The sequence below is a fragment of the Campylobacter lari genome (assembly GCF_004357905.1).
Classification (GTDB): Bacteria; Campylobacterota; Campylobacteria; order Campylobacterales; family Campylobacteraceae; genus Campylobacter_D; species Campylobacter_D lari_D.
This window is the reverse complement of sequence record NZ_SMTT01000002.1, coordinates 17580-41679: the sequence shown is the minus strand read 5'-3', so window position 1 is coordinate 41679 and position 24100 is coordinate 17580. Positions and strand designations below refer to the sequence as shown.

Here is a 24100-nt window from a genome sequence, read left to right as displayed (position 1 = left end):
TAAAATTTACAAAAAAAAGATAAATAAAAGATTAAAATTGTATAAAAATATAACAAAAAATAAATTTATAGATTTATTTTAAGTAAAAATAATTTAGTATAATGCTTTATTAAAATGCAAAAAAGGACTTTTTTTGAAAGACTTGATCGAGGGTGCTTTAAAATTTATGCAAGAAGATTTTAAAGAGCATGCAGAACTTTTTGAAAGTTTAAAAAATAAACAAAATCCCCACACGCTTTTTATAGGATGTGCTGATTCAAGAGTTATACCAAATTTAATTACTAATACAGGCCCAGGAGAGCTTTTTGTTGTAAGAAATATAGGCAATATAGTTCCACCTTATAGAGTAGGAGATGATTTTTTGGCAACTACTTCAGCTATTGAGTATGCTTTTAGTTCTTTACATATAAAAAATATCATAGTTTGTGGACATAGTAATTGTGGTGGCTGTGCGGCTTTATATGCAAATGAAAATGAGCTAAAGAGTATGCCGAATGTGAGAAAATGGCTTACCTTGCTCGAGCCTATTAAAAATAAGGTTTTAAAAGTTGCAGGCAGTGATTTAGCCATGCGATCTTGGATGACTGAAAAAATGAACTTGGTTAATTCTTTGCAAAATTTATTAACCTATCCAGGTATAGAAGAAGCTTTAAATAAAAAAGAAATAGAACTTCATGCTTGGTATTACATCATAGAAACGGGTGAAATTTATGAGTATGATTTTAATTTTGAAAATTTTGTTTTAATACAAGAGAGGGTGAAAAAAGTATGAAAAAGATTGTTAATATTATTTTATTATTTTTATTTATCAGCACTTTGAATGCACAGGAAAAAAATGCTTTAGAGGATAAGAATAGTATTTTTGCTTTGGTACAAGATTATATAGAGCTTAATTTACTTTTGGAAAGTTTTAAAACTGGTGATACAAATAGCACCGAATTTCAAGATAATATCAAAGAAATAGAAAAACAAAAAACAGCTCTTTTGACTACTTTACCTTTAAAAATGGTATCTCAAAAGATTGATGATAAAGAAGCAAAAGATTTTTTAAAAACTAAGAATGCTTTACAAAAAAGTGTTGAAAATGCCCAAGCTAAAAAAAGATATTATGATTATGTGGATAATAAAATCAAACTTTTAAATTTAACCTCTGCAGAACATTTTTATCTTTGTATATTTGAATTAGAAAAAGTTTTTATCGAAGGTGCTCAAAGTCAAAAAATAAAAAAAATTATTGATGAAAGCATTGACTCATTAAAAGAAGATATAGTTTTTAATTTTGCTTTAGATAAAGAGAAAATTAATGATATTACTCAACTTAGAACTTTAGAGCTTAGTGAAAATAATTTAAGAAATACCATCAAGTCATATAATGAAATTTTGGTATATCTAAGAAATAATGCAAATTTGCTTGAAACTAATTTTTTATTTACGGGCTTGGGCTTGCAAAATGCCATTAATTATATTAATAAACAAACCTCTATTAGTAGTGTAAATGTTGGAAAAATAGTTATTTCTATTATTGTCATTGTTTTGTTTTATTCTTTGAAATTTTATCTTGCAAAAATTTTGTATTTTGTATTGATACATTTATTTGGAAAAAATTCAGAAAATGTAGAAATAAAAACTCACTTTTTAGAAAAGCTCCAAGGACCAGTGGGTTGGTTTTTGTTTGCTTATGCTATTGGAATTTGTTTTACTATTTTTTACTATCCTGCACCTGTAGATATAAGAATTAGTAATATTTTATCAATTGTTTATGTTATTTTAACTGCTTGGCTTGTGATAAATATTTTTGATAGTTATGGTATGGTAATTGTGGCAAAGCTTGCTGAAAAAAGTGGCAAACGCGAAGTGGTTAATTTAATTATTAAAATTTTATATTTTATTATTATAGTAATAGCTGTTTTATTTGTTTTATCACATTTAGGATTTAATATTTCAGCATTGATTGCATCTTTAGGTATTGGTGGTTTGGCTGTGGCATTGGCAGCTAAGGATATTATTGCAAATTTCTTTGCTTCTGTGCTTTTGCTTTTTGATAACAGCTTTAATCAAGGCGATTGGGTTGAAATTTCAGGTATAGAAGGAACTATAGTAGAAATTGGGCTTAGAAAAACTACTATTAGAACTTTTGATAATTCTTTGGTATTTTTACCAAATTCAACTATTATGGGAACTAATATAAAAAATTGGAGTAAAAGAAAAATAGGACGCCATGTAAAATTATTTATAGGTGTAACTTATGATGCAAGACCTGAACAACTTGAGCAATGTGTAGAAGATATAAGATATTTATTAGCTACTAGTCCTTTGATAGCTCAAGTTGATGATAGTGCGCTAAATCATGGTGGAACCCGCGCTAGATATAGACAAAATTTAGTTTCAGTGAATGATTTAGAAGGATATAAAAATAATACTTATGTGGCTGTGAGTGGCTTTAGCGCAAGTTCTATTGATATAGAAGTATATTTTTATACTAAAGCAGTTGATGCTGCAGGTTTTAGAGAAGCAAGACAAAGTATTTTACTTGAATTAATGAAGATTGTCGAAAGAAATAAACTAAGTTTTGCATTTCCTTCACAAAGTCTTTATATAGAAAAAATCAATAAAGACGATAAAGAAGAGTTATTATCTTAATAAGCTCTTCTTTGATCATCACACTCTACTATAATTTTTTCAGCAATGATAATGCTTCCATTTTTACTGCCTTTAACTTTAACAAGACTTCCTTTTTTTAGATCTTGTACATTGGCTTGTTTTTTATTGCTACCAAAAATTCCGCAGTTATAAATATCTATATGTGTTTGGGGTAAAATGGTAATAATTAAGTTATTATCAAAACTTGTTTGAATACTTATTGTATGTGTAGTAGTGTTTTTTAAAATACCTTGAATTTTATAAGCAAATGCAAAAGTGCTAATGCAAATTAATATAAGAAAAAAACGCATTAAAATAACTCCTTTTTAGGAGTTATTTTGCTTAATAAGCTCTTTTTTTGCATTCTATTTTAATTTCTTTAGCGGTTATATTTTGAATTTGATTTGGCGTTTGTGGGTTTGGTGTTGTTTGAGCATAGCCATGGAAAACTTCAGCTTCTATAAAAGTTCCTACTTTTAAATCTCTAAAAGTGCCATATTTATCCATACCAAAAATACCACAATCATCCATGTCAATTTCTGTATTTGGTAGAATTTTTATATTCATTTTTTCTCCATAGGTAGTATCGATTAAAATAGTCTTTGCACCATCATTTACATCTACTATCACACCATAAATTCCATCTGCATAAGCAAGACTTGAAAGACTTAAAGTTGTTAATAATGCAGCGATTTTCTTTTTCATTTTTTTCTCCTTTATTTTTATGTAAGAATTATATAATTTTTTGAGTGAAGCAAGAGTGAATTTAGATATAATTTGAAAAATTTACCAAAAAGAGGATACCCATGAAAGGATTTTTACATTATTTTTTTATTGTTTTGCTTGCAAGCTTGTTGTTTGCATGTTCTAAAAATGAAGATAAGAATTCTATTATAAGATCTTATGGTTTTAATGAAAATACGCATAGTATTTTTATAGAATTTAATACCAATATCATTACAGAAAACATAGGTGTTGTAAAAGAAAGAGAAATTGTTATTAATAATCAAAAAATAAAAGCAAAGTATGAACTTGAAACTTCCACAAGATTAAACATATACACTTCTTTAAAAGCAAATCAAAATTATGATATTTTTATAGACTTAAGTGATATTGTAGCTGATGAAAAAATACAATTAAAAGTAAAAACTCCTTTTGAAAAACTAGATGTCAAAGGATATTTTCAAAATATATCAAATGATGAGAGTGTGTTGATTTTAAATGTTCAAAGTTTTTATGCTTTTGATAAAGATGAGTTGTTAAAAGCTGTAAAAATTAATACACAAGAAAAAGAAATTCAAATAGATAAAATTATCATCCAAGATGATATAGCAAGTGTGTATTCTAAGCCATTAAAAATTAAAAATACAAACACTAATATAAAAGTAGTTTTTGATAAAGAAATTTTAGGTTTAGAGAAAAATATAGATTTAGAATATATTTTACTTGCAAAGAACGAATTTGTATTTCAAAATGCAAATATAATCAATAAAAACATAGAATTACTTTTTTCTCAAAGTATTTCGCAAGATCAAAATTTAAAAGAGTTGATTTTTATTACACCCAAAGTAGATTTTAAAGCATTGGTATTTGGGAATAAAATCAAGCTCACAGGAAATTTTACTCCAAATAAAACTTATGAAATTCAACTTGCTCAAGGGATTAAAAGCGCTGATGGAATTAGTACAAAAGAAAGCTATAAAACTCAAGTGAGCTTAAAAGACTATGAGCCTGCTATAAGTTTTACAAATCAAGGGGTATTTTTATCTAGCAAAGCGAGTAAAAAAATAGCTTTTAAAAGTTTAAATATTAAAAAGATCCATTTAGAAGTTCATCAGGTATTTTCAAATAATTTAAGTGAATATTTAAGATATAAAAATCTTCAAGGTGCTAAAAATTTAAGTGATTATGATAGTGATATTTTTTCAGAGAGTGATTATACTAGTGAAGTAGTATTAAAAAAAGACTTTGATATTAAAAATGTTAAAAATCAATGGCAAGAAAATGAGATAGCTTTAGATGGTTTAAAAGATTTAAGTGGTGTGTTTATAGTTAAGCTTTATTTTAAAGAAGAAGATATTGATTATGTTTTTGATGAGGGTATGGAGAGTTGGAAAAAGCAAAGATTTTTTGATCAAAAAGCAAAGATTAGTAAAAATTTGATTTTTTCAGATATAGCTTTAATTGCTCAAAATTTAAATAAAAAACTTTTTGTCGATGTAAGAGATTTTACCACACAAAAGGCTTTAGGTGGGGTTAGGGTTGATATAATTAGCAAAAGCAATCAAATTTTAGCTTCTAAGACAAGCGATGATAATGGTTTGGCTGTTTTTGATGATATTGATGAGTCAAGAGCTTTATTTATCATTGCTTCAAAAGATAAGCAAGCTTCTATTTTACGCTTAAGTTCGCCTTTATTATATGATGGTTTTGATGTAGATGGTTTAGAGCAAAATTCTCAAAACAAAGTGTTTATTTACACAGAAAGAGGGGTTTATAGACCAGGTGATGATATACATTTAACTATGGTTGCAAGAAATGATAAAGGAGCTGTTAATCACCCTATATTTTTGAGTTTTTTTGATCCACGCAATAAAAAGTTTTTAGATAAAATTAAACTTGATCCTTTGAGTAATGGAACTTTTTATAAAAAGATTTCACTTGATCAACAAGCTTTAAGTGGAGTGTATTTAGCTAGAGTAGAATTTGCAAATGCTATTTTTGATAAAGAAATTTTAGTGCAAAATATAGTGCCAAATCGTATAAAAGTATCTATACAAGCTCCAAAAAGTATAAAAGAAAATGAAAAATTAGATTTTAATATTAGCTCAAAATATCTTTTTGGAACACCAGCAAGTAATTTGCAATATCAAGCTGATTTATTTGTAAGTAAAAAAGAATATAAAAATTCAAAATATCCAGAATATATTTTTTCAAATCCTAGTGTTTTAGTGCAAAAATATCAAGATAATTTAAAAGGCATTTTAGATGAAAGTGGCTTTGTAAAGCAAGAATTTGCTTTAAAAGATTTTTTTAAAAATACTCCATATAATCTTGAAGCTAACATAAGGGCTAGGGTTTTTGAAAAAGGTTCAAGATCAGTTGAAGCGCTTGTGAATTCACAAGTGATATTACATGAGTATTTTGTGGGTATTAAGCGTTTAAAAAATCACTATTTAAGCTCGGGTTCTACAATTAATTTTGAAGCTATTGTGAGTGATTTAGATGAGAATTTGATAGCAAATAGGGAGATTAAATATACTATTTATGCAAATGATTATTCTTGGTGGTGGGATTATGATAATTATGATGATTTTTTAAAATCACTCAAAAAAGATAAAAACACACAAATCATTACCCAAGGAACTATTTTAAGTAAGGATAAACCGGTTAAAATAGAATTTGATCCCAAAGAATACCATGGTGAAATGTTTATAGAGCTTGAAGATACACAAAGTAAAACAAGCGCAGGAGAGTTTTTTTATATTAGTAGTTTTGGTGCGCCAAGTAATGCTGATATAGTGAGTTCTTTAAAAATAAAAAGCGATAAAAAAGAATACAAACCAAACGAAACAGCTTTTATTGAATTTGAAAGTGTTAAGGGTGCAAAAGCCATCGTTACTTTAAATGATAATGTAAAGGTTTTAAAACGCTTTGTGATAGATACGCATGAAGATATTACAAAGGTTGAAATTCCTATTCTTAAAGAATATAAGCCAAATGTGTATGTGAGTGTGATTTTGCTTCAAGATTATAATCAATACACTAACGATAGAGCCTTAAGACTTTTTGGTGTAGTGCCTTTGAATGTAGTAGATGAACAAAGTAAAATCGAGCTTGATTTAAAAGTACCGGATAAAATCATGCCAAAACAAGATTTTGAAGTAGAAATTCAAAGTAAAAACAAGCAAAGTTATACTTATACCATAGCTATTGTAGATGAGGGATTGCTTGATGTAAATGCTTTTAAAACTCCAGATATTTGGGGATATTTTTATCAAAAAATTCGCTTTAATATGAGCATATATGATACCTATGATAAAATCATTGCTAAAAATATTTCTAATGCTTCCAAGGTATTAACTACGGGCGGTGATGTTTTCTTAGAAAGTAGGGCAAATAAAAGTAAAAACGATGAAAAAGCAAGACGATTTAAACCTGTTGTGTTGTTTCAAGAGCCAGTGCAAAGTGATGAAAATGGTTATGCAAAATTAAAATTTAATATGCCTTCGTATCTAGGTTCGGTTAGAGTTATGGTAGTGGCGAACAACTTAGCAGGTTTTGGCAGTGCTTCTAAAGATATCCAAGTTAGCGCACCTGCTGTAATGCTTGAAACTTTGCCAAGGGCTTTAAGACTTGATGATGAGTTTAAGCTTTTGGTGCAGGTATTTAAAGTAGATGATGATGTAAAAAATGCAAAACTTAAACTAAAAACAAAAAATTCACTCATAAATTTTGAAAAAGATGAAATTTTAATTGATTTTGGTAATGAAAAAACAAAAGATATTTATATTAACACAAGAGTAAATTCAAGCAAGCTTGGGGTGGAAGAAATAGAGTTAAGTTTAAATGCAAAAGATTACACCTATACTCAAAATACTCAAATTGACATAAAAGCACTAAATACGATTACTTATGAGGGAAAATCTTTTAAAATTCCTGCAAATACTTCTATGGAGTTTAAAATCACACAAGATTATATCAACCCAGTGGCGTTTTTAAGTGTGAGTTCTAAGCCTATTTTAAATATAAATCATAGATTAAAATACTTGCAAAATTATCCTTATGGATGTATAGAGCAAAGTACTTCAGCAGTTTTACCGCAACTCTTTTTGCAAAAACTTGATCAAGGGGCAAATGAACAAAAAAATATTAACAATATCAATGCATTGTTAAGTAAATACGCAAATTTTCAAACTGCCAATGGTGGCTTTGCTTATTGGCAAGGACTTAAAGATTCTGATGCATGGGGAAGTAATTATGCGGGTATGTTTATGATTTTAGCCAAAGAAAGAGGCTATTATGTGAGCGAGGGAATGTTTAAAGCATGGCTTGATTATCAAAAACACTATGTTTTAAAAGCTCAAACAAATAAAGAAATTAGAATAAATTCTTTATATCTTTTAGCTTTAGCCAAAGAACCAAATTTAAGCATAATGAATGCTATTTATGAAGATAGTGCTTATTTGCAAAGCTTAAACAATGTAAGTCTTTGGCAACTTAGTGCAGCTTATAAATTAGCAGGTTTTGATGAGGTAGCTTTAAATATAGCTAAAAATTTAAGCACAAAGCCTGATGAAAAAGCTAATTATACTCATACTTATGGATCTTTTCTAAGAGATGAAGCTATTATTGCAAATGCGTATAAAATAATTTATGGTAAAAATAATGATGAATTATTAGATGATATTAAAAAAACTTTAGAAAGCCAAGCTTGGCTTAGCACTCAAAGCACAGGCTATGCTTTATATGCTTTGGCAAATAGCTTTAGTGATGAAAATCCTAAAACTATCAATGCAAGTGTAAAAATTAATGGTGAGAGTAAAAAGCTCAATGCAAGTTTTTCTAAATTTGAGTTTAATCAAGGCAGCGCTTTGATAGAAGCTAAAGAAGATACTTATGTGCATTTTGGAGTAGAGGGAATTAAAAAAGGCATTGTCGAACCTTTTGCGCAGCGTATGTATATAGAAAGAAGTTTTTATGATGAAAATGGAAATGAAATAGATGAAAGTGCTATAAAAAGCTCTCAAATTTTTTATATGAAATTAAAAATATCAAATAAAAATTATCCGGGCACTTCTAATATAGCTTTAACTCAAATTTTACCAAGTGGATGGGAGATAGTACATGATCTTTTAGATGATGAAACTCCTGATTTTGTGAAAAATTCTTATTATGATTTTGTAGATATAAGAGATGATAAAATCATGTATTTCTTTCCTTTATACTCTGATGAGTCAAGAGAATTTTTTGTGAAATTAAGTGCTGTTACTCCAGGTGTTTATACTTTGAGTGGAGCTTATGCTGAAGCAATGTATGATAATGCTTATAGAGCTTTAAGTGAGAGTAAAAGAGTCAAAGTAGTGCAGTGAAAATCAAAATAAGCCTTGCAGTATGCTTTTTAAGTCTATGTCTTTACATAGGCTTAATTTATTTTAGCTTTGATAGTAAGGATTTATTTAAATGCACTTATAGTAAGGTTTTGTTTGATAAAAATAAAGAAATTCTTAGTGTATTTTTAGATTCTAACGAACAATGGCATTTAGAGAGTGGGTTTATACCGCAAAAATTAAAAAGCGCAGTTCTTTTATATGAAGACAAAAATTTTTATTCTCATTATGGAGTAGATTTTTTAGCGATTATAAGAGCTTTTAAAAATAATCTTTTTTCAAGTAAAAGAAGTGGTGCAAGTACAATTTCTATGCAAACAATCAAACTTCTAGAGCAAAACAAACGCACATATTTTAATAAATTTAATGAAATCATCAAAGCTTTTGCTTTAGAAAGCGTTTATGATAAGGAAGAAATTTTAAGACTTTATTTAAATAATGCTCCTTATGGAGGAAATTTAGTAGGTGTTGCAAGTGCGGGTTTATTTTATTTTGAAAAAGATTTAAAAGATCTTACTTGGAGTGAAGCAGCCTTGCTTGCTGTGCTTCCTAATAATCCAGGTTTAATTAATCTTGAAAAAAACAAAGATAGACTTTTAAAAAAACGCAATGCTTTGCTTGATAGGCTTTTTGAAAAGGGATATTTTTCTAAAGATATTTTAACTCTTGCAAAGGCTGAAAAACTTCCTAGCTTTAAAACAAGGAAAAACTTGGCTCCACATTTAGCGCGTAGGCTTTTAGCGGATAAAGAAAAAATCGTTTCTAGTATAGATAAAAAAATTCAAATCAAATTTGAAGAAAAAGCTAAAGAATATTCTTATAAACTACAACAAAAAGGCATAAAAAATCTAGCTATATTGTTAGCAGATACCAAAACAAATAAAGTTTTAGCTTATGTAGGCTCTAATGATTTTTATGATTTTGCAAGTTTTGGTCAAGTTGATGGGGTGATAGCAAAGCGTAGTGTGGGTTCAACCTTAAAACCTTTGCTTTTTGCTTTTGCTATAGATGAGGGACTTATAGTGCCTGAATCTTTAATGCTTGATGTGCCTACATTTTTTTCTAACTTTGCTCCACAAAATGCAAATAAAAAATACCATGGTTTTATTAGTGCAAAAGAATCTTTGCAAAAATCACTTAATGTTCCTTTTGTAAGCTTACTTGCAGAATATGGGTATGAGAAGTTTTTTTATAAGCTCAAAGATATTTTAGATTTTGAAGATGAAAATTTTAAAAAATACGGACTTTCTTTGATTTTGGGCACAAAAGAATTTAGTTTAGAAGATATGGTAAAAATCTATCTAGGACTTGGAAATTATGGAAATTTTAAAGAGCTTTTATATGAAGAAAATGCATTTACTAAAGAAAATAAAAAGCTTATTAGTGATGGAGCAAGCTTTTTAACCTTACAAACCTTAAAGGATTTAGATAGAGTAGGTTTAAGACAATATGATTTTAATACTATTATTTCTTGGAAAACAGGCACAAGTTATGGTAGAAAAGATGCCTGGGCTATAGGAACTTCTCCAAAATACACTTTAGGAGTGTGGGTTGGAAATTTTAATGGCGAGGCAAATGCAAATTTATATGGTGTAAGCATAGCAGGGGAATTGTTTTTTGAACTTTTAGCCTTACTTGAGAGAGTTAATTTAGAATTTGAAAAGCCTAATGATTTAGTTTCTATCAAAATTGAAAATCAAACAGGATATAGATATGATTATAAATTTGACTTTAAAGAAGTGCTTTACCCACAAAGTGCAAATGTCTTAAGAACTTCACCATTTTTAAAAGAAGTTTTTATGTATAAAAATAAAGAAGTTAATTCTTTAGATGAAAATTTCATCCATGCAAAGAAAAAGATTATATTAAATTTACCTTCCAATGCACAAGCATTTTTTGCAAAAGAAAAGCAAAATTTACAAAGTTCTAATCAAAATTTAAAAATCATATATCCGCTAAATAATCTTAATATCATTTTGCCAAAAGATTTAAAAAGTAAGCAAAAATTGTTAATTAAACTTATAAACCCTAAAAAAGAAAAACTTTTTTGGTATTTAAATCAAGAATTGATTTTTGAAGGAAAAGAAGAAAGTTTATCTTTAGATTTAAAAAAAGGTAAATATGTTATTAATGTTATTAGTGAAAATGGCTCTAATGATTTTATAAAATTTAATATATTTTAATATTATAAAAATATTTTTAAACTTTAATATCTATAATTTTTGGAGTGGTATTTTGAGAAAGAAATTGGTTAAATTCTCCCACATCATCATTAAATTTCATACCAAAAAGAATTTCTAATTCTTCTCTTGTGCTAAATTTATTTTTTAAAAGTTTTTTTATAAGTTCATTTTTTGTATTATTATCTTTGTAGGTTTCTTTATTTTTACTTTCACCTTGTATAGGTTTGAAAGATTTCTCTTTGTCTTTTTCTAAAGTTTCCTGAGGTTTATTAATCTTTTTACTAAAATCAACAAAGTATGTATTTTGAAGCCCAAGGTATTTTTCTTTAAACTCATCTATGCTTTTGCTTGTGTGAAAAATTTTAACATAAGCTTCATCATAATCTATTCCATTTACGCTCAGCCAACGAGGTGATTTGGCATTTTCATTCATCCATTTAAATAAATCTTCAACTTCTTTTCTTTGTAAAAACTACTCAATTCTTTAGCTTTAACTTGATAATTTTTATTGTTTATAAAATATTTAATATTTTAATAAATTTTAATTTTTATTTAATGAAAAGTTTTTATAATTATAAAAATTTATAATTTATTAACTAAAGGAGAAAAAATGCGTAATTGGAGTCTTGGTGCTAAAATAGTTGCAATAGCTATTATAACGGTTGTTTTAATCTTAAGTATTTTATCTTTTTTGATTATAAACAGATCCACAGCTATTTTAAATACACAAATAGAAAATACACTCACAGCTTCTGTGCATCGTTATGGAAATCAAGCTGAAGCGAGCATTAGGTCTTTATTCGTCAGTACTATTGGTACACAAAGAACTTTAAACAATCTTATTTCAGAAGGTGCTATAAACCCAAAAAGGATAGAAAATATCCTCGGAGAAGCCATTGATGCAAATGGAGATATAGCTTATGGTTATTATTATTTAAAAGACGGAACTGCATATAAAAATTTGGGTGTTGATGTAAAATATTTTTCAAATAATAATGAATTTATGGTGTTAATGAGAGATGTAGATATTAACAATGCTGGCGGTATGCAAACTTTAGCAGCAAGTGAAGAGATTGCTAAAACGAATGCTATAAAAAATTTGATGGGGGGGTAAGTTATATTTTGGAGAACCAAGATGGTATAACATACATGGAAATAAATTTCTAGGTGTTCATGTAGCTGCACCTATTGCAGATAAAAAAGGAAAGGCTATAGGTGTTGTTGGTATGCTTTTTGATCTTAAACCTACGGCTGATTTTTTAAATGATTCTTCAAGATCTATTTATCAAGGAGCAAGAAGGATTTTAATAGCAAGTAATGGTGTTATAGCTACGCATCCAAATGCTGAATTTGTTACAAAAAAGATTACAGAGGTTAATAAAAATACAGCTCATATAATAGAAGCACAAAAAACTATCCATGCAGGAGCTATTGATTATAAAGCAGATGATGGTAGTGAATATCATGGTGCTATAAGAGTATTTGAAATATGGCCAAATACGGGAATTTATTGGGCTATGTTGGCTATTGTCCCAAATGAATCTGTATATGCTTCTATTGTGGATTTAAGAAATATTATTTTGATTAATTCTATTATAGCGATAATTGTTATAGTAGTTGTGATTGGTACTTCAGTAAAAAGAATAGTTTCTATAAGAGTACAAAGACTTCAAGATCATTTAATGAAATTTTTTAGATACTTAAATCATGAGCTTCCAACCGTTGAGGTTTTAATTCCTAGATATAATGATGAACTTGGAAAAATGGCATTAATGATTAATGATAATGTTCAATATATACATACTTGTTTAGAAAAAGATGACATAACTGTGCAAAATATCTTAGAAGTATCTTGTGATATAGAAAAAGGACATTTTACTCAAAGAATAAAAGCAAATCCTGTTAATCCAAAACTTGTGGAATTAAAAGAAGTATTAAATAAAATGCTTGATGATATGCAAATGAAAATTGGTAAAGATTTAAATGAAATAGAAAGAGTTTTTAAAAGTTTTAAAAATCTTGATTTTTCAGATAAACTTGAGTATGCTGATGGTGAGATAGAAAAATCGCTTAATGCAGTCGGAGAAGAAATAAGAAAAATGCTTCAAGCTTCATTAAAACAAGGGGAAATGCTTCAAACTAAAGCTGATGCTTTAAAAGAGAGTGTTTTAAAGCTTAATGATGGCGCGCAAAAACAAGCTGATTCTTTACAAGAAAGCGCAGCTGCTGTTGAAGAAATGAGTGCTTCTATGAACGCAGTAGCAGCAAGAACTGAAGAGGTTATTAAACAAAGTAGCGATATTAAAGATGTAACTGATGTTATTAGAGATATTGCTGATCAAATTAACCTACTTGCATTAAATGCTGCTATTGAAGCAGCTCGTGCAGGAGAACATGGTCGTGGCTTTGCTGTTGTTGCTGATGAAGTTAGAAATCTAGCAGAAAGAACTCAAAAGTCTTTAGGTGAGATTGAAGCTAATACTAATATCTTAGTTCAATCTATTAATGAAATGGGTGAGAGTATTAAAGAACAAGCTTTAGGAATTTCACAAATTAATCAATCTGTTTCAGTAATAGATGGTTTAACTAAAGAAAACTCACAAATTGCACATGCAACTAATTCTGTAGCAAATGAAGTTGATTCTATGTCGGCTGATATTGTAGCAGAAGTTAGAAGAAAGAAATTCTAAAAAAACTACCCTTTTTAAGGGTAGTTTAATTTATAAAATACTCTTGAATTTTATTTTTATCTTCAAAAGCCATACTTTGGAAAATTTTATCTTTAAAACCTATTTTGTATTTTGTATTATTTTGAGTTTTAGCATAAGTTAGTGCTATGCTTAGAGCAAGTTCAAGATCTTGCGGATTGATATTTTCATCTACCAAAGAATAAGCACCGATTAAATCAAAGAGTTTTAATTCTTCATATTTTTGAGTTTTTAATTCTTTTAAAAATTGATTTTCTAGCTCATTTCTACCTACTATCATTTTAGAGCCATTTGGAAGTCTTAAGTGGCGTCCATATTTTAAAAGTTGTGCATCATTAACTTGCATATTTTTATCAAATTTAATAAAATCTTTGATTTTATTTGAAAAACTCTCAAGTGTGAGTAAACATCCACCACCCGGACTTTCAAAATCTTCAAAACCAAATTTGGCAGCTAGTTCAAGTTGTCTTTTTCTACTTCTTCCGCTGATGTTTTCTAACTTTTCTCTATCAACCCAACCTTCACGCTCAGGTTTGGTTAAAGGTAAATTTTTAGCACACATTGGACGCAAGATTAAATCTTCTTCATCAAGTGCTAGTTTTTTAACCTTAGCCATAGCATCATTTCTTTGACTCATAGGGCGTTGACCAACTACTTCTCCTGTGATGATAAAACTTGCGTTTTCATCTTTTAACATAGAAAGAGCGGTTTTAAACATAAAAGCATGACAATCTATACAAGGGTTAAAATGTTTTCCATAACCATATTGAGGATTAAATAAAACTTCTTGCAAATATGCATTTCTTACATCTATCATTTCAAAACTAGCCCCTGCCATAGCAGCGCGTTTTGCCATGAGTTCGCTTTTATCGCTTGTGCTACCAAAGCCTATATTGATATTTAAAGCTTTTACCTCTATGCCTTGAGAGCTTATAAGTTTTATAGCAAGCATAGAATCAAGACCACCACTAAAAAGTGCTAATGCTTTCATTTTTTCCTTTCGAAATTTTTGGCATATTGTAGTGAATATTTTTTAATTTTTATGTAAGTTTTTATTTAAAAAACTTCTTCTTCAAAGTTATAATGAATTGCTTTTTTATCTTTTATATTTTTTTGTAATCTACTTAAAAATAATTCTAAACTTCCCTCATCATCTAAAAATTGGACATTTTTTAAAACTTCCATTAAATGATTAAAAAAATTTTCATCATTTTGATAGTTTTTTTTGATTTTTTCTAAATTTTGATTGAGCAAATTATAAATTTGCTTTTTAAAGGCTTGTTTTAAATTTAAGTTTTTTAATTTGTTAAAATGAGCAAAATTAATTTTGCAAATAGCATATAAAAATTCTTCTAAATTGTTTAAAATTTTAATATTTTCGATCTCATAAAGTTCTCTTATGCTAGGATCATTAAAGTCTTTTTGTTCTAAAATAGCCTTAGCAATATCTTGATGTAAGAAATATTCTTTTGCACTTAAAAGTTTAAAAAGTCCTATGGCTTTTTGATTTTCATATAAAAATTTCAAAAGCTCCAACTCGCTTATGTTGTTGATTTTATTTTGTTTTGTAGGAGTAAAAAAATTTATATTTTGTCTAGTATTTTTAGAAAGTTTTATATCATTAACATTTACACCCAAAAGATTTGCTACTAAGGTAGTGTAGGAATTTGCTATTAAAGGTTCAAGGTTAAAAGTGTATTTTTGTACCTCTTCTAAAGCCTTTTGCTTACTAAGTGCTGAGCTTAAATCAAAATTTGTGATCAAATTTCTTATATAAAATTCTCCAAGTTCTATACCTTTTTCTAAAATATTAAAAAGCAATTTTTCTTGATGAGCGGCCACTAGTTCAGCCGGATCTTTCCCGCCTTCTATTAAAACTACTTTTCCATCAATTTTTGCTAAACTTAGTAAATGTGTTGAACGCACGGCAGCATTAAGTCCTGCATTATCATTATCAAAGCACAAAATCACTCTCGCCTCTAATCTTTTTATCAAAGGTATGTGATTTTCACCTAAAGCTGTTCCTAAAACTGCTACAGCATTTTTAAATCCTGCCTTATGAAAGGCTATGGCGTCCATATAGCCTTCACAAATTATCATTTCTTTTTGTTTGTAAATGGTATCTTTTGCTAAATTGAGTGCATAAAAAACGCGTGATTTATCAAAAAGTTTGCTTTGAGGTGAATTAACATATTTTGCCATATTTGCTTCATCTAAAGTTCTACCACCAAAGCCTATGAGTAAATTTTTATGATCATAAATACTAAAAGTAATGCGGTTGATAAAACTTGCATAAGCACCATTTTCATTTTGTTTTATTGCGCCAACCTCTAAGGCTTCTTCTTGAGTGATTTGCTCATTTTGTAAAAGTCTTAGTGTTTCATTAGAACTTGGTGCAAAGCCTAGCTCAAAGGTTCTAATATCCTCATCATTTAAACCTCTTTTATAAAGATAAGTTAAAGCTTCTTTGTTTTTAGCTAAGTTTTGCTTATAAAAAGCATTAAGAGTAGGTAAGATGTGAGTGATAGATTTTTTATTATCCTGTTTTTGTGAGGTGTAAGTAAGTGAAAAATTACTCCACGAAGCAACCTTTTCTACCGCTTCAACAAAGTTTAATTTCTCATAATCCATTACAAATTTAAAAACATTGCCCCCAGCTTTACATGCAAAACAATGATAAAATCCTTTAATAGAATTAATATGCATGCTAGGATTTTTATCATCATGGAAAGGACAAACGCATACATAGCCTGAACCTTGTTTTTTTACTTCAACATAATGAGCTATAATATCAACAATATCTGTTTTTTGTAAAAGTTGTTCTATACTTGCTTGTTCTATCATATTTAAACCTTAAAGAAAATTATATAAGCATTTAGCTATAATTGTTATAAATTTGAAAGTTAAGTTGCAAGATTATGGATTTTTTCTTTGTAGAATACCGCGATCCTTTATTCGGTCTTATTGTTTTGACGGCTTTGATTTTTATCGTTGCTAGCTCACATTATATATGGCGGTTTTTTGCAAGCAAAGATCAAAAAAGCAAGCTTGATCGTTTTGTAAAAAAATTTGAAATCAATTCTACCCATCAGCAGATTTTAAAAAATGCCAATTTAAGTATAGAAAATTTAAATTTCCTAGCTCAAATTTTTACCAAAAGTGGTGAATTTGAAAAAGCTGTGGGAATTTATCTTATAGCTTTGCAAAAGACAAATGAGGCTAACCAAAAAGAATTTATCTTTTTTTCATTAGCACAAGTTTATCTAAAAGCAGGATTTTTAGAGCGTAGTGTAGAAGCTTTGCTAAATGCTTTAAAAATTAAAGCACGCAATAAAGAAAGCTTAAAACTTTTAAAAATTGTGTATTTAAAACTTAAAGATTATGATAAGGTTTTAGATGTTTTAGAATGTTTGTTTGAGCTTGGAGAAAATATATATGCAGAAAAAGCTTTGATAAAGGCTTTAAAAATTCAATCAAGTTCTAAAGAGCAAGAGCAAAAGATTAAAGAAATTTTAATTTTTAGCAAAGATAATGAGTATGTTTTAAGATTTTGTTTTTTACACTATAAAGATAAGCTTACTCAAATGCCTAAATTTGAAAATGTTATTGATTTACTTAATGAATGTAAAAGCCCACTTAATCTTGAAGATGAAAAATACCATGAGTTTTTTTATGCAAAAAATTTAAGTACAAAATCTATTCCTATAAAAAATCATAAACTAAAAATTTTAAAAATTTTAAATGATAATAAGCTAAGTGCTAATCTTAGCTTTACTTATGTGTGTAATAATTGCAAAAATCAAAGTCCTTTGTTTTTTTATCATTGTCCATTTTGTTATGAATTTGGAAAATGTGAGATTTATTATGAGGTAAAAGCTTGAAAAATATTGAAATTTATACAGACGGATCGTGTTTAAATAACCCTGGTTTTGGAGGGTGGGCTTATGTTTTAACTTATAAAAATCATCAAAAAGAACAAAGTGGGGCATGTGAGAATACAACAAATAATCGTATGGAGTTAATGGCCATTATACAAGCTTTGAAAGCTTTAAAAGAGCCATGCGAGGTAAAATTATACACAGATTCAAATTTAATGGTGCAAAGTATTAATGAATGGCTTAAAGATTGGATAAAAAAAGATTTTAAAGGTAAAAAAAATATTGATCTTTGGAAAGAGTATTTAAATGTTGCTAAAGATCATAAAATAACTGCTTTTTGGATCAAAGCACATAATGGCCATGAATTAAATGAGCGTTGTGATGAACTAGCAAGAAATGCAGCTTTGAAACTCCAAGAAGAAAGGTTGATAAATGCTTAAAAAACTCCAAGAAAGATTAAGTTATCATTTTAAAAATGAGCAATTGCTCATCGAAGCTTTGACACATAAAAGCTATAAAAAGCCTTATAATAATGAAAGATTAGAGTTTTTGGGTGATGCTGTAATGGATTTAGTAGTAGGGGAGTTTTTGTTTTTTAAATTCCAAAAAGACTCAGAAGGAAACCTTTCTAAGCTTAGGGCAGCTTTGGTAAATGAAAAATCTTTTGCAACCTTAGCACAAAAACTTGATCTTGGAACATGTATTTTTATGTCTATTGCAGAAGAAAATAATGATGGACGCAATAAACCTTCTATACTTTCTGATGCCTTTGAAGCTTTAATGGGAGCTTTGTATTTAGAAATAGGTTTTGAAAAAACTAAAAACATAGCATTAAATTTACTCAATGAAGTTTATCCGCATATTGATACACAAAGTTTATTTAAAGACTATAAAACAAGACTTCAAGAAATTACACAAGCACATATGGCAGGCACACCCGAGTATGTAGTGATGAAAGCTTTTGGACCTGATCATAAAAAGCAATTTGAAATTGCAGTAAAAATTCAAGGTATAGAAGTAGCAAGATCTATAGCAGGTAGTAAAAAAGAAGCCCAACAACAATGTGCCAAAATAGCACTTGAAAAATTAGGAAAACTATGAATAGCTTTGGAAAAAGATTTAAATTTACAAGTTTTGGCGAATCTCATGGTCAAGCTATAGGTTGTGTGATAGATGGTATGCCAGCAGGGGTGAAGTTTGACTTTGATTTTTTGCAAGAAATGTTAGATAAAAGAAAACCAGGTCAAAATAAATTTAGCACTCCTAGAAAAGAAGAAGATAAAGCTCAAGTTTTAAGCGGGGTTTTTGAGGGTTATACAACAGGAACTCCTATAAGTGTTTTGGTGCATAATGAAAATACACGCTCAAAAGATTATGAAAAAGATGTGTTTCGTCCTGCACATGCTGATTTTACTTATTATCACAAATACGGCATTAGAGATTATAGAGGTGGTGGAAGAGCTAGCGCTAGAGAAAGTGTAGCAAGAGTGGCAGCAGGGGCGTTAGCTTGTATGCTTTTAAAAGAGTTTGATATAGAAATAATGAGTGGAGTTTTTGGGGTAGGAAGTATTGATAGCAAACTTAGTAATGATGAGTTCGATTTTAATTATGCTAAAAATAGTGAAATTTATGCTTTAGATAAAAATTTAGAGCAAAACTTTAAAGATGAAATTTTAAAGGCTAAAAATGCTAAAAATAGCGTAGGTGCAAGAGTTTTTACTAGAGTGAAAAACCCTATCATAGGCTTAGGTGAGCCTTTGTATGATAAGCTTGATTCTAAACTTGCTCATGCGATTATGGGTGTAAATGCAGTTAAGGCTGTAGAAATAGGAAGTGGCATTCAAAGCAGTTATATGTATGGAAGCGAAAATAATGATGAGTTAAAAGATGGAGTATTTTTAAGTAATCATAGCGGAGGTATATTGGGTGGAATTTCTAATGGAAATTTTATCGATATAAAAACATATTTTAAACCAACCCCTTCTATATTTTTACCCCAGCAAACACAAAATATTCAAGGAAAAAATATCATATATGAGTTAAAAGGTAGACATGATCCTTGTGTGGGTATAAGAGGTAGTGTTGTAGTAAATGCTATGGTAGCCATATGCATGGCCGATGCTTTACTTTTAAATGCAAGTTCAAATTTGCAAAATTTACAATGTATTTATGAAAAAAATAAATAAAAATTTAATACTTATTTTGATATGATGATAAAATATCTTTAAAAAGGGAGCAATATGAAAAAAAATATCGTATTTTTTGAAGTTAGAGGTGGTAGCGATAAAGGTGAAGATGGCCATAGAAAAGACACCATGCCTATGGTAAATGCTTTAAAAGAGCAAGGTTGGAACGCTGAGGTTATCTTTTTTGAGGTTGAAAAAAAAGACGAAATTTATGAATATGTAAAAAACAATGCTGATGCTTATGTTTCTAGAATTAACCCAGGAAATTTAAAAGAAGAAAATGAATACTTTGATATGTTAAGAAAACTTTGTGCAAATGGTGTTATAGGTATGCCTCATCCTGATGCGATGATAGGATATGGCGCTAAAGATGCACTTACTAAGCTTAATAAAACAGCTTTAGTGCCTGAAGATACTTATGCGTATTATGATATTAAAACTTTTAAAGAAAGTTTTGTAAAAACCTTAGCAAAAGGCGAGAGGGTTTTGAAGCAAAATCGTGGTTCAACAGGTGAGGGAATTTGGCGTGTGAGATTAATAGATGAACTGCCAGCAGGGACTACAAGTGTGCCATTAAATGCAAAAATCAAATGCACAGAAGCAAAAGACAATCATACAGAAGAAAGAGAGCTTGGTGAATTTATGGATTTTTGTGAGCAATACATTGTGGGTGATAATGGTATGCTTGTAGATATGACTTTTTTACCGCGTATTAAAGAAGGTGAAATTAGAATTTTAATGCTTTATCATACTCCAATTTATGTAGTGCATAAAAAGCCTGCAGAAGGTGCTGATGCATTCTCTGCTACACTTTTTTCAGGTGCAAAATATAGATATGATGAGCCAAAAGATTGGCAAGAATTGATAGATTGGTTTTTAGCAACCTTACCAGAAATTCGTTCAAAGCTTGGAAATTACGATATTCCTTTAATTTGGACTGCCGATTTTATCTTAGATACAGATGAAAATGGTAAAGATAAATATGTTTTAGGTGAGATTAACTGCTCTTGCGTAGGATTTACTTCTCCTGCTGAATTTGTTGAGCCTATTGCTAAAAAAGTAGCTCAAAATATCATTAATATCGTGAGTAAAAATTAACCCTTGTTTAACAAGGGTTTTAACTCATTATGCTTTTAACTATACTTTATATTATCGGAATTACTGTTGATGCAATGACGGGGGCTATTGCTGCAGGACGGCACAAAATGGATCTTTTTGGAGTGATATTTATAGCTTTGGTAACAGCTATTGGTGGAGGTTCTATCAGAGATATTTTACTTGATCATCATCCATTAACTTGGATTAAAACTCCTGAATATGTCATTTTGATTTGTGTTGCGGCTATGATTACAACAAAAATTGCTAAATATGTTATAAGACTTGAAAAACTTTTTTTAATTTTAGATGCTATAGGTTTGGTTGTTTTTAGTGTTTTAGGTGCACAAATTGCAATAGAAATGGGGTATGGTTTTATAGTGGCTGTGAGTTCAGCTGTGATTACTGGTGTATTTGGTGGGATATTAAGAGATATATTATGTGCTAGGATACCACTTGTATTTCAAAAAGAAATTTATGCAGGTGTGGCCATATTAACAGGAGCTTTGTATTATATATTGCATATTTTAGGCATAGATGAATTATGGGTAATTCTTGCTTCATTGATTGTAGGAACTATAGCAAGACTTTTAGCGATATATTATGGTTTAAGTTTGCCTATATTTTCTTTTAAAGATGGAGAAAATAAAGAAAGCTAATTTTATTTTTTAGATTTTAAAATGCAAGTTTTGTTATTTATAATGTTTTTATAAAATCCCTGCGAGCTCTGCTAGTAAGCAATATTTATTTATATTTTATTTTAGAATATATATTTGATATATTAAATTTATATTAAGCTTAAATATTGAAACTATTGTTTATGCTATTTTTATTTAGGAGCTAAAAGAGTGGTGACCCATACGAGACTCGAACTCGTGTTACCGCCGTGAAAGGGCGATGTCCTAACCGCTAGACGAATGGGCCAAAACATTAAATAAGAAATGAAATTATATCTTATTTAATTTAAAAAAAGCTTAATTATTTAATAAAACGCAGGTAAAAATAGCCAAATACACCAGAAGCTAATGAGGCTAGTAAGATTGCAAAGTTATCTACAAAATTAAATATATCACTCACTTCATAAGCAAGAGCATCTATAAAAAAGCTCATGGTAAAACCTATACCTGTGAGTATGCAAACTCCATAGAGTTGTTTAAAATTTGCATCTTTTGGTAGTTTTGCAAGTTTGAATTTAATCGCCATATAGGCAAAGCCAAATACACCTAGTTGTTTTCCAACAAAAAGTCCCAAAAATATACCCATGCTTACACCACTAAAAAGCATATGAAATTCTATTTTAGAAAGATCAACTCCTGCGTTTGCAAAAGCAAAAAGTGGCAATATTATAAAAGCTATCCAAAATTTTAACCCATGCTCAATTTCTTCTAATAAAGCATGATTGTTTTTTGTATATACAGGAATGAATAAAGCAGTAATAATACCTGCTAAAGTCGCATGTACTCCGCTTTTTAATACACTAAGCCAAAGCAGAGCACCAAGTATATAATAAAATGATTTTCTTTCATTACCTAAGCGATTAAGTAAAAACAAGCCAACAATGCAGCAAAAGGCAACAAAAAAAGCCAAAGTTGAAAGCTCACCTGTATAAAAAATAGCAATGATTAAAATAGCTCCTACATCATCAAAAATCGCCAAAGAAACTAAAAATATTTTTAAAGAGCTTGGTATGCGTTGTTTTAGCATTGCAAGTATAACTAGAGCAAATGCAGTGTCAGTTGCTGTTGGTATAGCCCAACCTTTTAAAACATAAGTATCATTAAAATTAATAGCACAAAATATCAAAGCAGGTACTACTATACCACCTATAGCAGCTATTAAGGGTAGAGTAATATTGCTAAGAGTTTTAAATTCTCCTTGAACAAATTCTTTTTTTAATTCAAGTCCTATTGCAAAGAAAAAAATTGCAATCAGCCCATCATTAATCCATAACAAAGAAGGTTTAAAAAGCTCCCAAGCTCCTATTTTTATACCCATTTCTACACTTAAAAAGTCCATATAATGTTGCCCGTAAGGACTATTTTTAAGTAGTAGGGCAAAGATTGTTGCTATTAAAAGCAACAATCCTCCTAAAATTTCAAGAGATAAAAAGCTTTGGAGGTTTTTAAATTTCATTTTTTGAAACTATAAATGAGTTTTAAATAAACATAGCCAATCACAGCACTTAACAAAGAGGCTATTAAAATAGCAAGCTTGTCCGAATATGCAAAAATATCACTATTTTGATAAGCTAAGCCATCTATAAAAAAGCTCATGGTAAAACCTATACCTGTGAGTATGCAAACCCCATAGAGCTGTTTGAAATTAACATTTTGCGGAAGTTTTGCTAAGCCTAGTTTTATACTAATATATGAAAATAAAAAGACACCTATTTGTTTTCCTAAAAATAAACCTAAAATAATACCTAAGCTAACCGAAGAAAACATAAAGCTTGGATCCATATCTTTTAAATCAACACCTGCATTTGCAAAGGCAAAAATAGGTAAAATAAAATAACTTACCCAAGGTGCTAAATCATGTTCGATTTCTTTTAAAAAAGATTTTCCATTTTTTGTTTCAAGTGGTATAAACAAAGCAGTAATCACACCCGCTAAAGTTGCATGCACTCCACTTTTTAGCATGCTTATCCAAAATACTATAGCTATAATGATATAAAAGGATTTTTTAGTAACATGAAAATGATTTAATAAATAAAGTGCTAATATACATACCAAAGCAGCAATCATAGCAAATACTGAAAGCTCGCTTGTGTAAAATAAAGCAATCACAATAATCGCACCCAAATCATCAAAAATAGCCAAGGAAAGCAAGAATAATTTTAATGAAGTAGGTACTTTTTTACCTAAAAGCATTAAAATTCCTACTGCAAAAGCCACATCAGTTGCTGTTGGTATAGCCCAACCTTGCAAAGCAAAAGCATCTTTATAATTAAAAAATGCAAAAATCAATGCAGGTACTATCATACCACCAAGTGCAGCAAATACAGGTAAAGACATAGCTTTTATACTATTTAGCTGTCCTCTTGTTACTTCATACTTTAATTCAAGCCCTATGGCAAAGAAAAAAATCGCAATAAGTCCATCATTAATCCATAAAAGCAAAGGTTTGAAAATTTCTAAACTTCCTGCTTGAAACCCAAAAGGAATATTTAAAAAGTTGGTGTATTGATCTGTTAAAGAGCTGTTTTGTAAAATTAATGCAAGTAAAGTGAAAAATATTAGCAAAACACCCGGAAAAGTTTCGCTTTTAACAAAGGTTTGAAGTCTTTGCATATAAATAGCC

The 24100-nt window shown here is 29.1% G+C and carries 17 protein-coding genes, 1 tRNA gene and 2 pseudogenes; 12 read left to right on the top strand and 8 right to left on the bottom strand.

From position 1 onward, the window contains the following. Positions 1–133 precede the first annotated feature (133 nt). Together E2O22_RS02070 and E2O22_RS02065 are read left to right on the top strand one after the other, a co-directional pair. Positions 134–772, top strand: coding sequence for a carbonic anhydrase (locus E2O22_RS02070; RefSeq protein ID WP_133319017.1), 639 nt, complete (start codon positions 134–136; stop codon positions 770–772). Beyond that, positions 769–2640 carry a mechanosensitive ion channel family protein gene (locus E2O22_RS02065; protein ID WP_133319016.1) on the top strand — a complete coding sequence of 624 codons (1872 nt, stop codon included), beginning with the start codon at positions 769–771 and terminating at the stop codon, positions 2638–2640. Before E2O22_RS02070 ends, E2O22_RS02065 begins: the two co-directional genes overlap by 4 nt. Here the strand turns inward: E2O22_RS02065 and E2O22_RS02060 are convergent. Together E2O22_RS02060 and E2O22_RS02055 are read right to left on the bottom strand one after the other, a co-directional pair. Continuing rightward, the gene (locus E2O22_RS02060) at positions 2637–2951 is read right to left on the bottom strand and encodes a hypothetical protein (protein WP_133319015.1); all 315 of its coding nucleotides are present in this window, start codon (positions 2949–2951) and stop codon (positions 2637–2639) included. The genes E2O22_RS02065 and E2O22_RS02060 overlap by 4 nt on opposite strands. Positions 2952–2982: 31 nt before the next feature. After that, positions 2983–3345, bottom strand: coding sequence for a hypothetical protein (locus tag E2O22_RS02055; RefSeq protein ID WP_133319014.1), 363 nt, complete (start codon positions 3343–3345; stop codon positions 2983–2985). 101 nt (positions 3346–3446) lie between these two features. Between E2O22_RS02055 and E2O22_RS02050 the strand changes: the two genes are divergently transcribed. Beyond that, positions 3447–8732, top strand: coding sequence for an Ig-like domain-containing alpha-2-macroglobulin family protein (locus E2O22_RS02050; RefSeq protein ID WP_133319013.1), 5286 nt, complete (start codon positions 3447–3449; stop codon positions 8730–8732). Next, the gene (gene pbpC, locus E2O22_RS02045) at positions 8729–10933 is read left to right on the top strand and encodes a penicillin-binding protein 1C (RefSeq protein WP_133319012.1); all 2205 of its coding nucleotides are present in this window, start codon (positions 8729–8731) and stop codon (positions 10931–10933) included. Before E2O22_RS02050 ends, pbpC begins: the two co-directional genes overlap by 4 nt. A gap of 16 nt (positions 10934–10949) precedes the next feature. Here pbpC and E2O22_RS02040 read toward each other — a convergent pair. Next, a pseudogene (locus E2O22_RS02040) lies at positions 10950–11402 on the bottom strand (Cj0814-related protein); the annotation flags it as partial. Between the two features lie 141 nt (positions 11403–11543). On the opposite strand from E2O22_RS02040, the gene E2O22_RS02035 reads away from it, so the two are divergent. Then, the gene (locus E2O22_RS02035) at positions 11544–12047 is read left to right on the top strand and encodes a hypothetical protein (RefSeq protein WP_133319011.1); all 504 of its coding nucleotides are present in this window, start codon (positions 11544–11546) and stop codon (positions 12045–12047) included. 1195 nt (positions 12048–13242) lie between these two features. Then, positions 13243–13623: pseudogene (locus E2O22_RS08175) on the top strand (methyl-accepting chemotaxis protein); the annotation flags it as partial. Positions 13624–13648: 25 nt separating this feature from the next. On the opposite strand, the gene E2O22_RS02025 reads toward E2O22_RS08175, so the two are convergent. Together E2O22_RS02025 and dnaG are read right to left on the bottom strand one after the other, a co-directional pair. Further along, complete coding sequence (locus tag E2O22_RS02025; protein WP_133319009.1) at positions 13649–14632, bottom strand: MnmA/TRMU family protein; 984 nt, start codon at positions 14630–14632, stop codon at positions 13649–13651. 65 nt (positions 14633–14697) lie between these two features. Continuing rightward, complete coding sequence (gene dnaG / locus E2O22_RS02020; RefSeq protein WP_133319008.1) at positions 14698–16485, bottom strand: DNA primase; 1788 nt, start codon at positions 16483–16485, stop codon at positions 14698–14700. Between the two features lie 74 nt (positions 16486–16559). Between dnaG and E2O22_RS02015 the strand changes: the two genes are divergently transcribed. The 6 genes from E2O22_RS02015 to E2O22_RS01990 are packed head-to-tail and all read left to right on the top strand — an operon-like array spanning position 16560 to position 21459. Continuing rightward, positions 16560–17522: a hypothetical protein gene (locus tag E2O22_RS02015; RefSeq protein WP_133319007.1), complete on the top strand. Its 963-nt coding sequence runs from the start codon at positions 16560–16562 to the stop codon at positions 17520–17522. Then, entirely contained in the window at positions 17519–17959 is a 441-nt protein-coding gene (rnhA, locus tag E2O22_RS02010; protein ID WP_133319006.1) for a ribonuclease HI, read from the top strand. The genes E2O22_RS02015 and rnhA overlap by 4 nt, the downstream gene beginning before the upstream one ends. Beyond that, positions 17952–18620, top strand: a complete 669-nt coding sequence (gene rnc, locus E2O22_RS02005; RefSeq protein WP_133319005.1) for a ribonuclease III — start codon at positions 17952–17954, stop codon at positions 18618–18620. Before rnhA ends, rnc begins: the two co-directional genes overlap by 8 nt. Continuing rightward, positions 18617–19705: a chorismate synthase gene (aroC, locus tag E2O22_RS02000; protein ID WP_133319004.1), complete on the top strand. Its 1089-nt coding sequence runs from the start codon at positions 18617–18619 to the stop codon at positions 19703–19705. Before rnc ends, aroC begins: the two co-directional genes overlap by 4 nt. A gap of 54 nt (positions 19706–19759) precedes the next feature. Next, positions 19760–20803 carry a Cj0069 family protein gene (locus tag E2O22_RS01995; RefSeq protein WP_133319003.1) on the top strand — a complete coding sequence of 348 codons (1044 nt, stop codon included), beginning with the start codon at positions 19760–19762 and terminating at the stop codon, positions 20801–20803. Between the two features lie 29 nt (positions 20804–20832). After that, complete coding sequence (locus tag E2O22_RS01990) at positions 20833–21459, top strand: trimeric intracellular cation channel family protein (protein ID WP_133319002.1); 627 nt, start codon at positions 20833–20835, stop codon at positions 21457–21459. Positions 21460–21649: 190 nt separating this feature from the next. Here E2O22_RS01990 and E2O22_RS01985 read toward each other — a convergent pair. From E2O22_RS01985 to nhaA (E2O22_RS01975), 3 genes are all read right to left on the bottom strand, one after another. After that, a tRNA-Glu gene (locus E2O22_RS01985) sits at positions 21650–21724 on the bottom strand. Between the two features lie 54 nt (positions 21725–21778). After that, on the bottom strand, positions 21779–22933 hold the full coding sequence (gene nhaA / locus E2O22_RS01980) for a Na+/H+ antiporter NhaA (RefSeq protein ID WP_133319001.1): 1155 nt from the start codon (positions 22931–22933) through the stop codon (positions 21779–21781). Beyond that, positions 22930–24090: a Na+/H+ antiporter NhaA gene (gene nhaA, locus E2O22_RS01975; RefSeq protein ID WP_133319000.1), complete on the bottom strand. Its 1161-nt coding sequence runs from the start codon at positions 24088–24090 to the stop codon at positions 22930–22932. Before nhaA (E2O22_RS01975) ends, nhaA (E2O22_RS01980) begins: the two co-directional genes overlap by 4 nt. Positions 24091–24100: the final 10 nt, after the last annotated feature.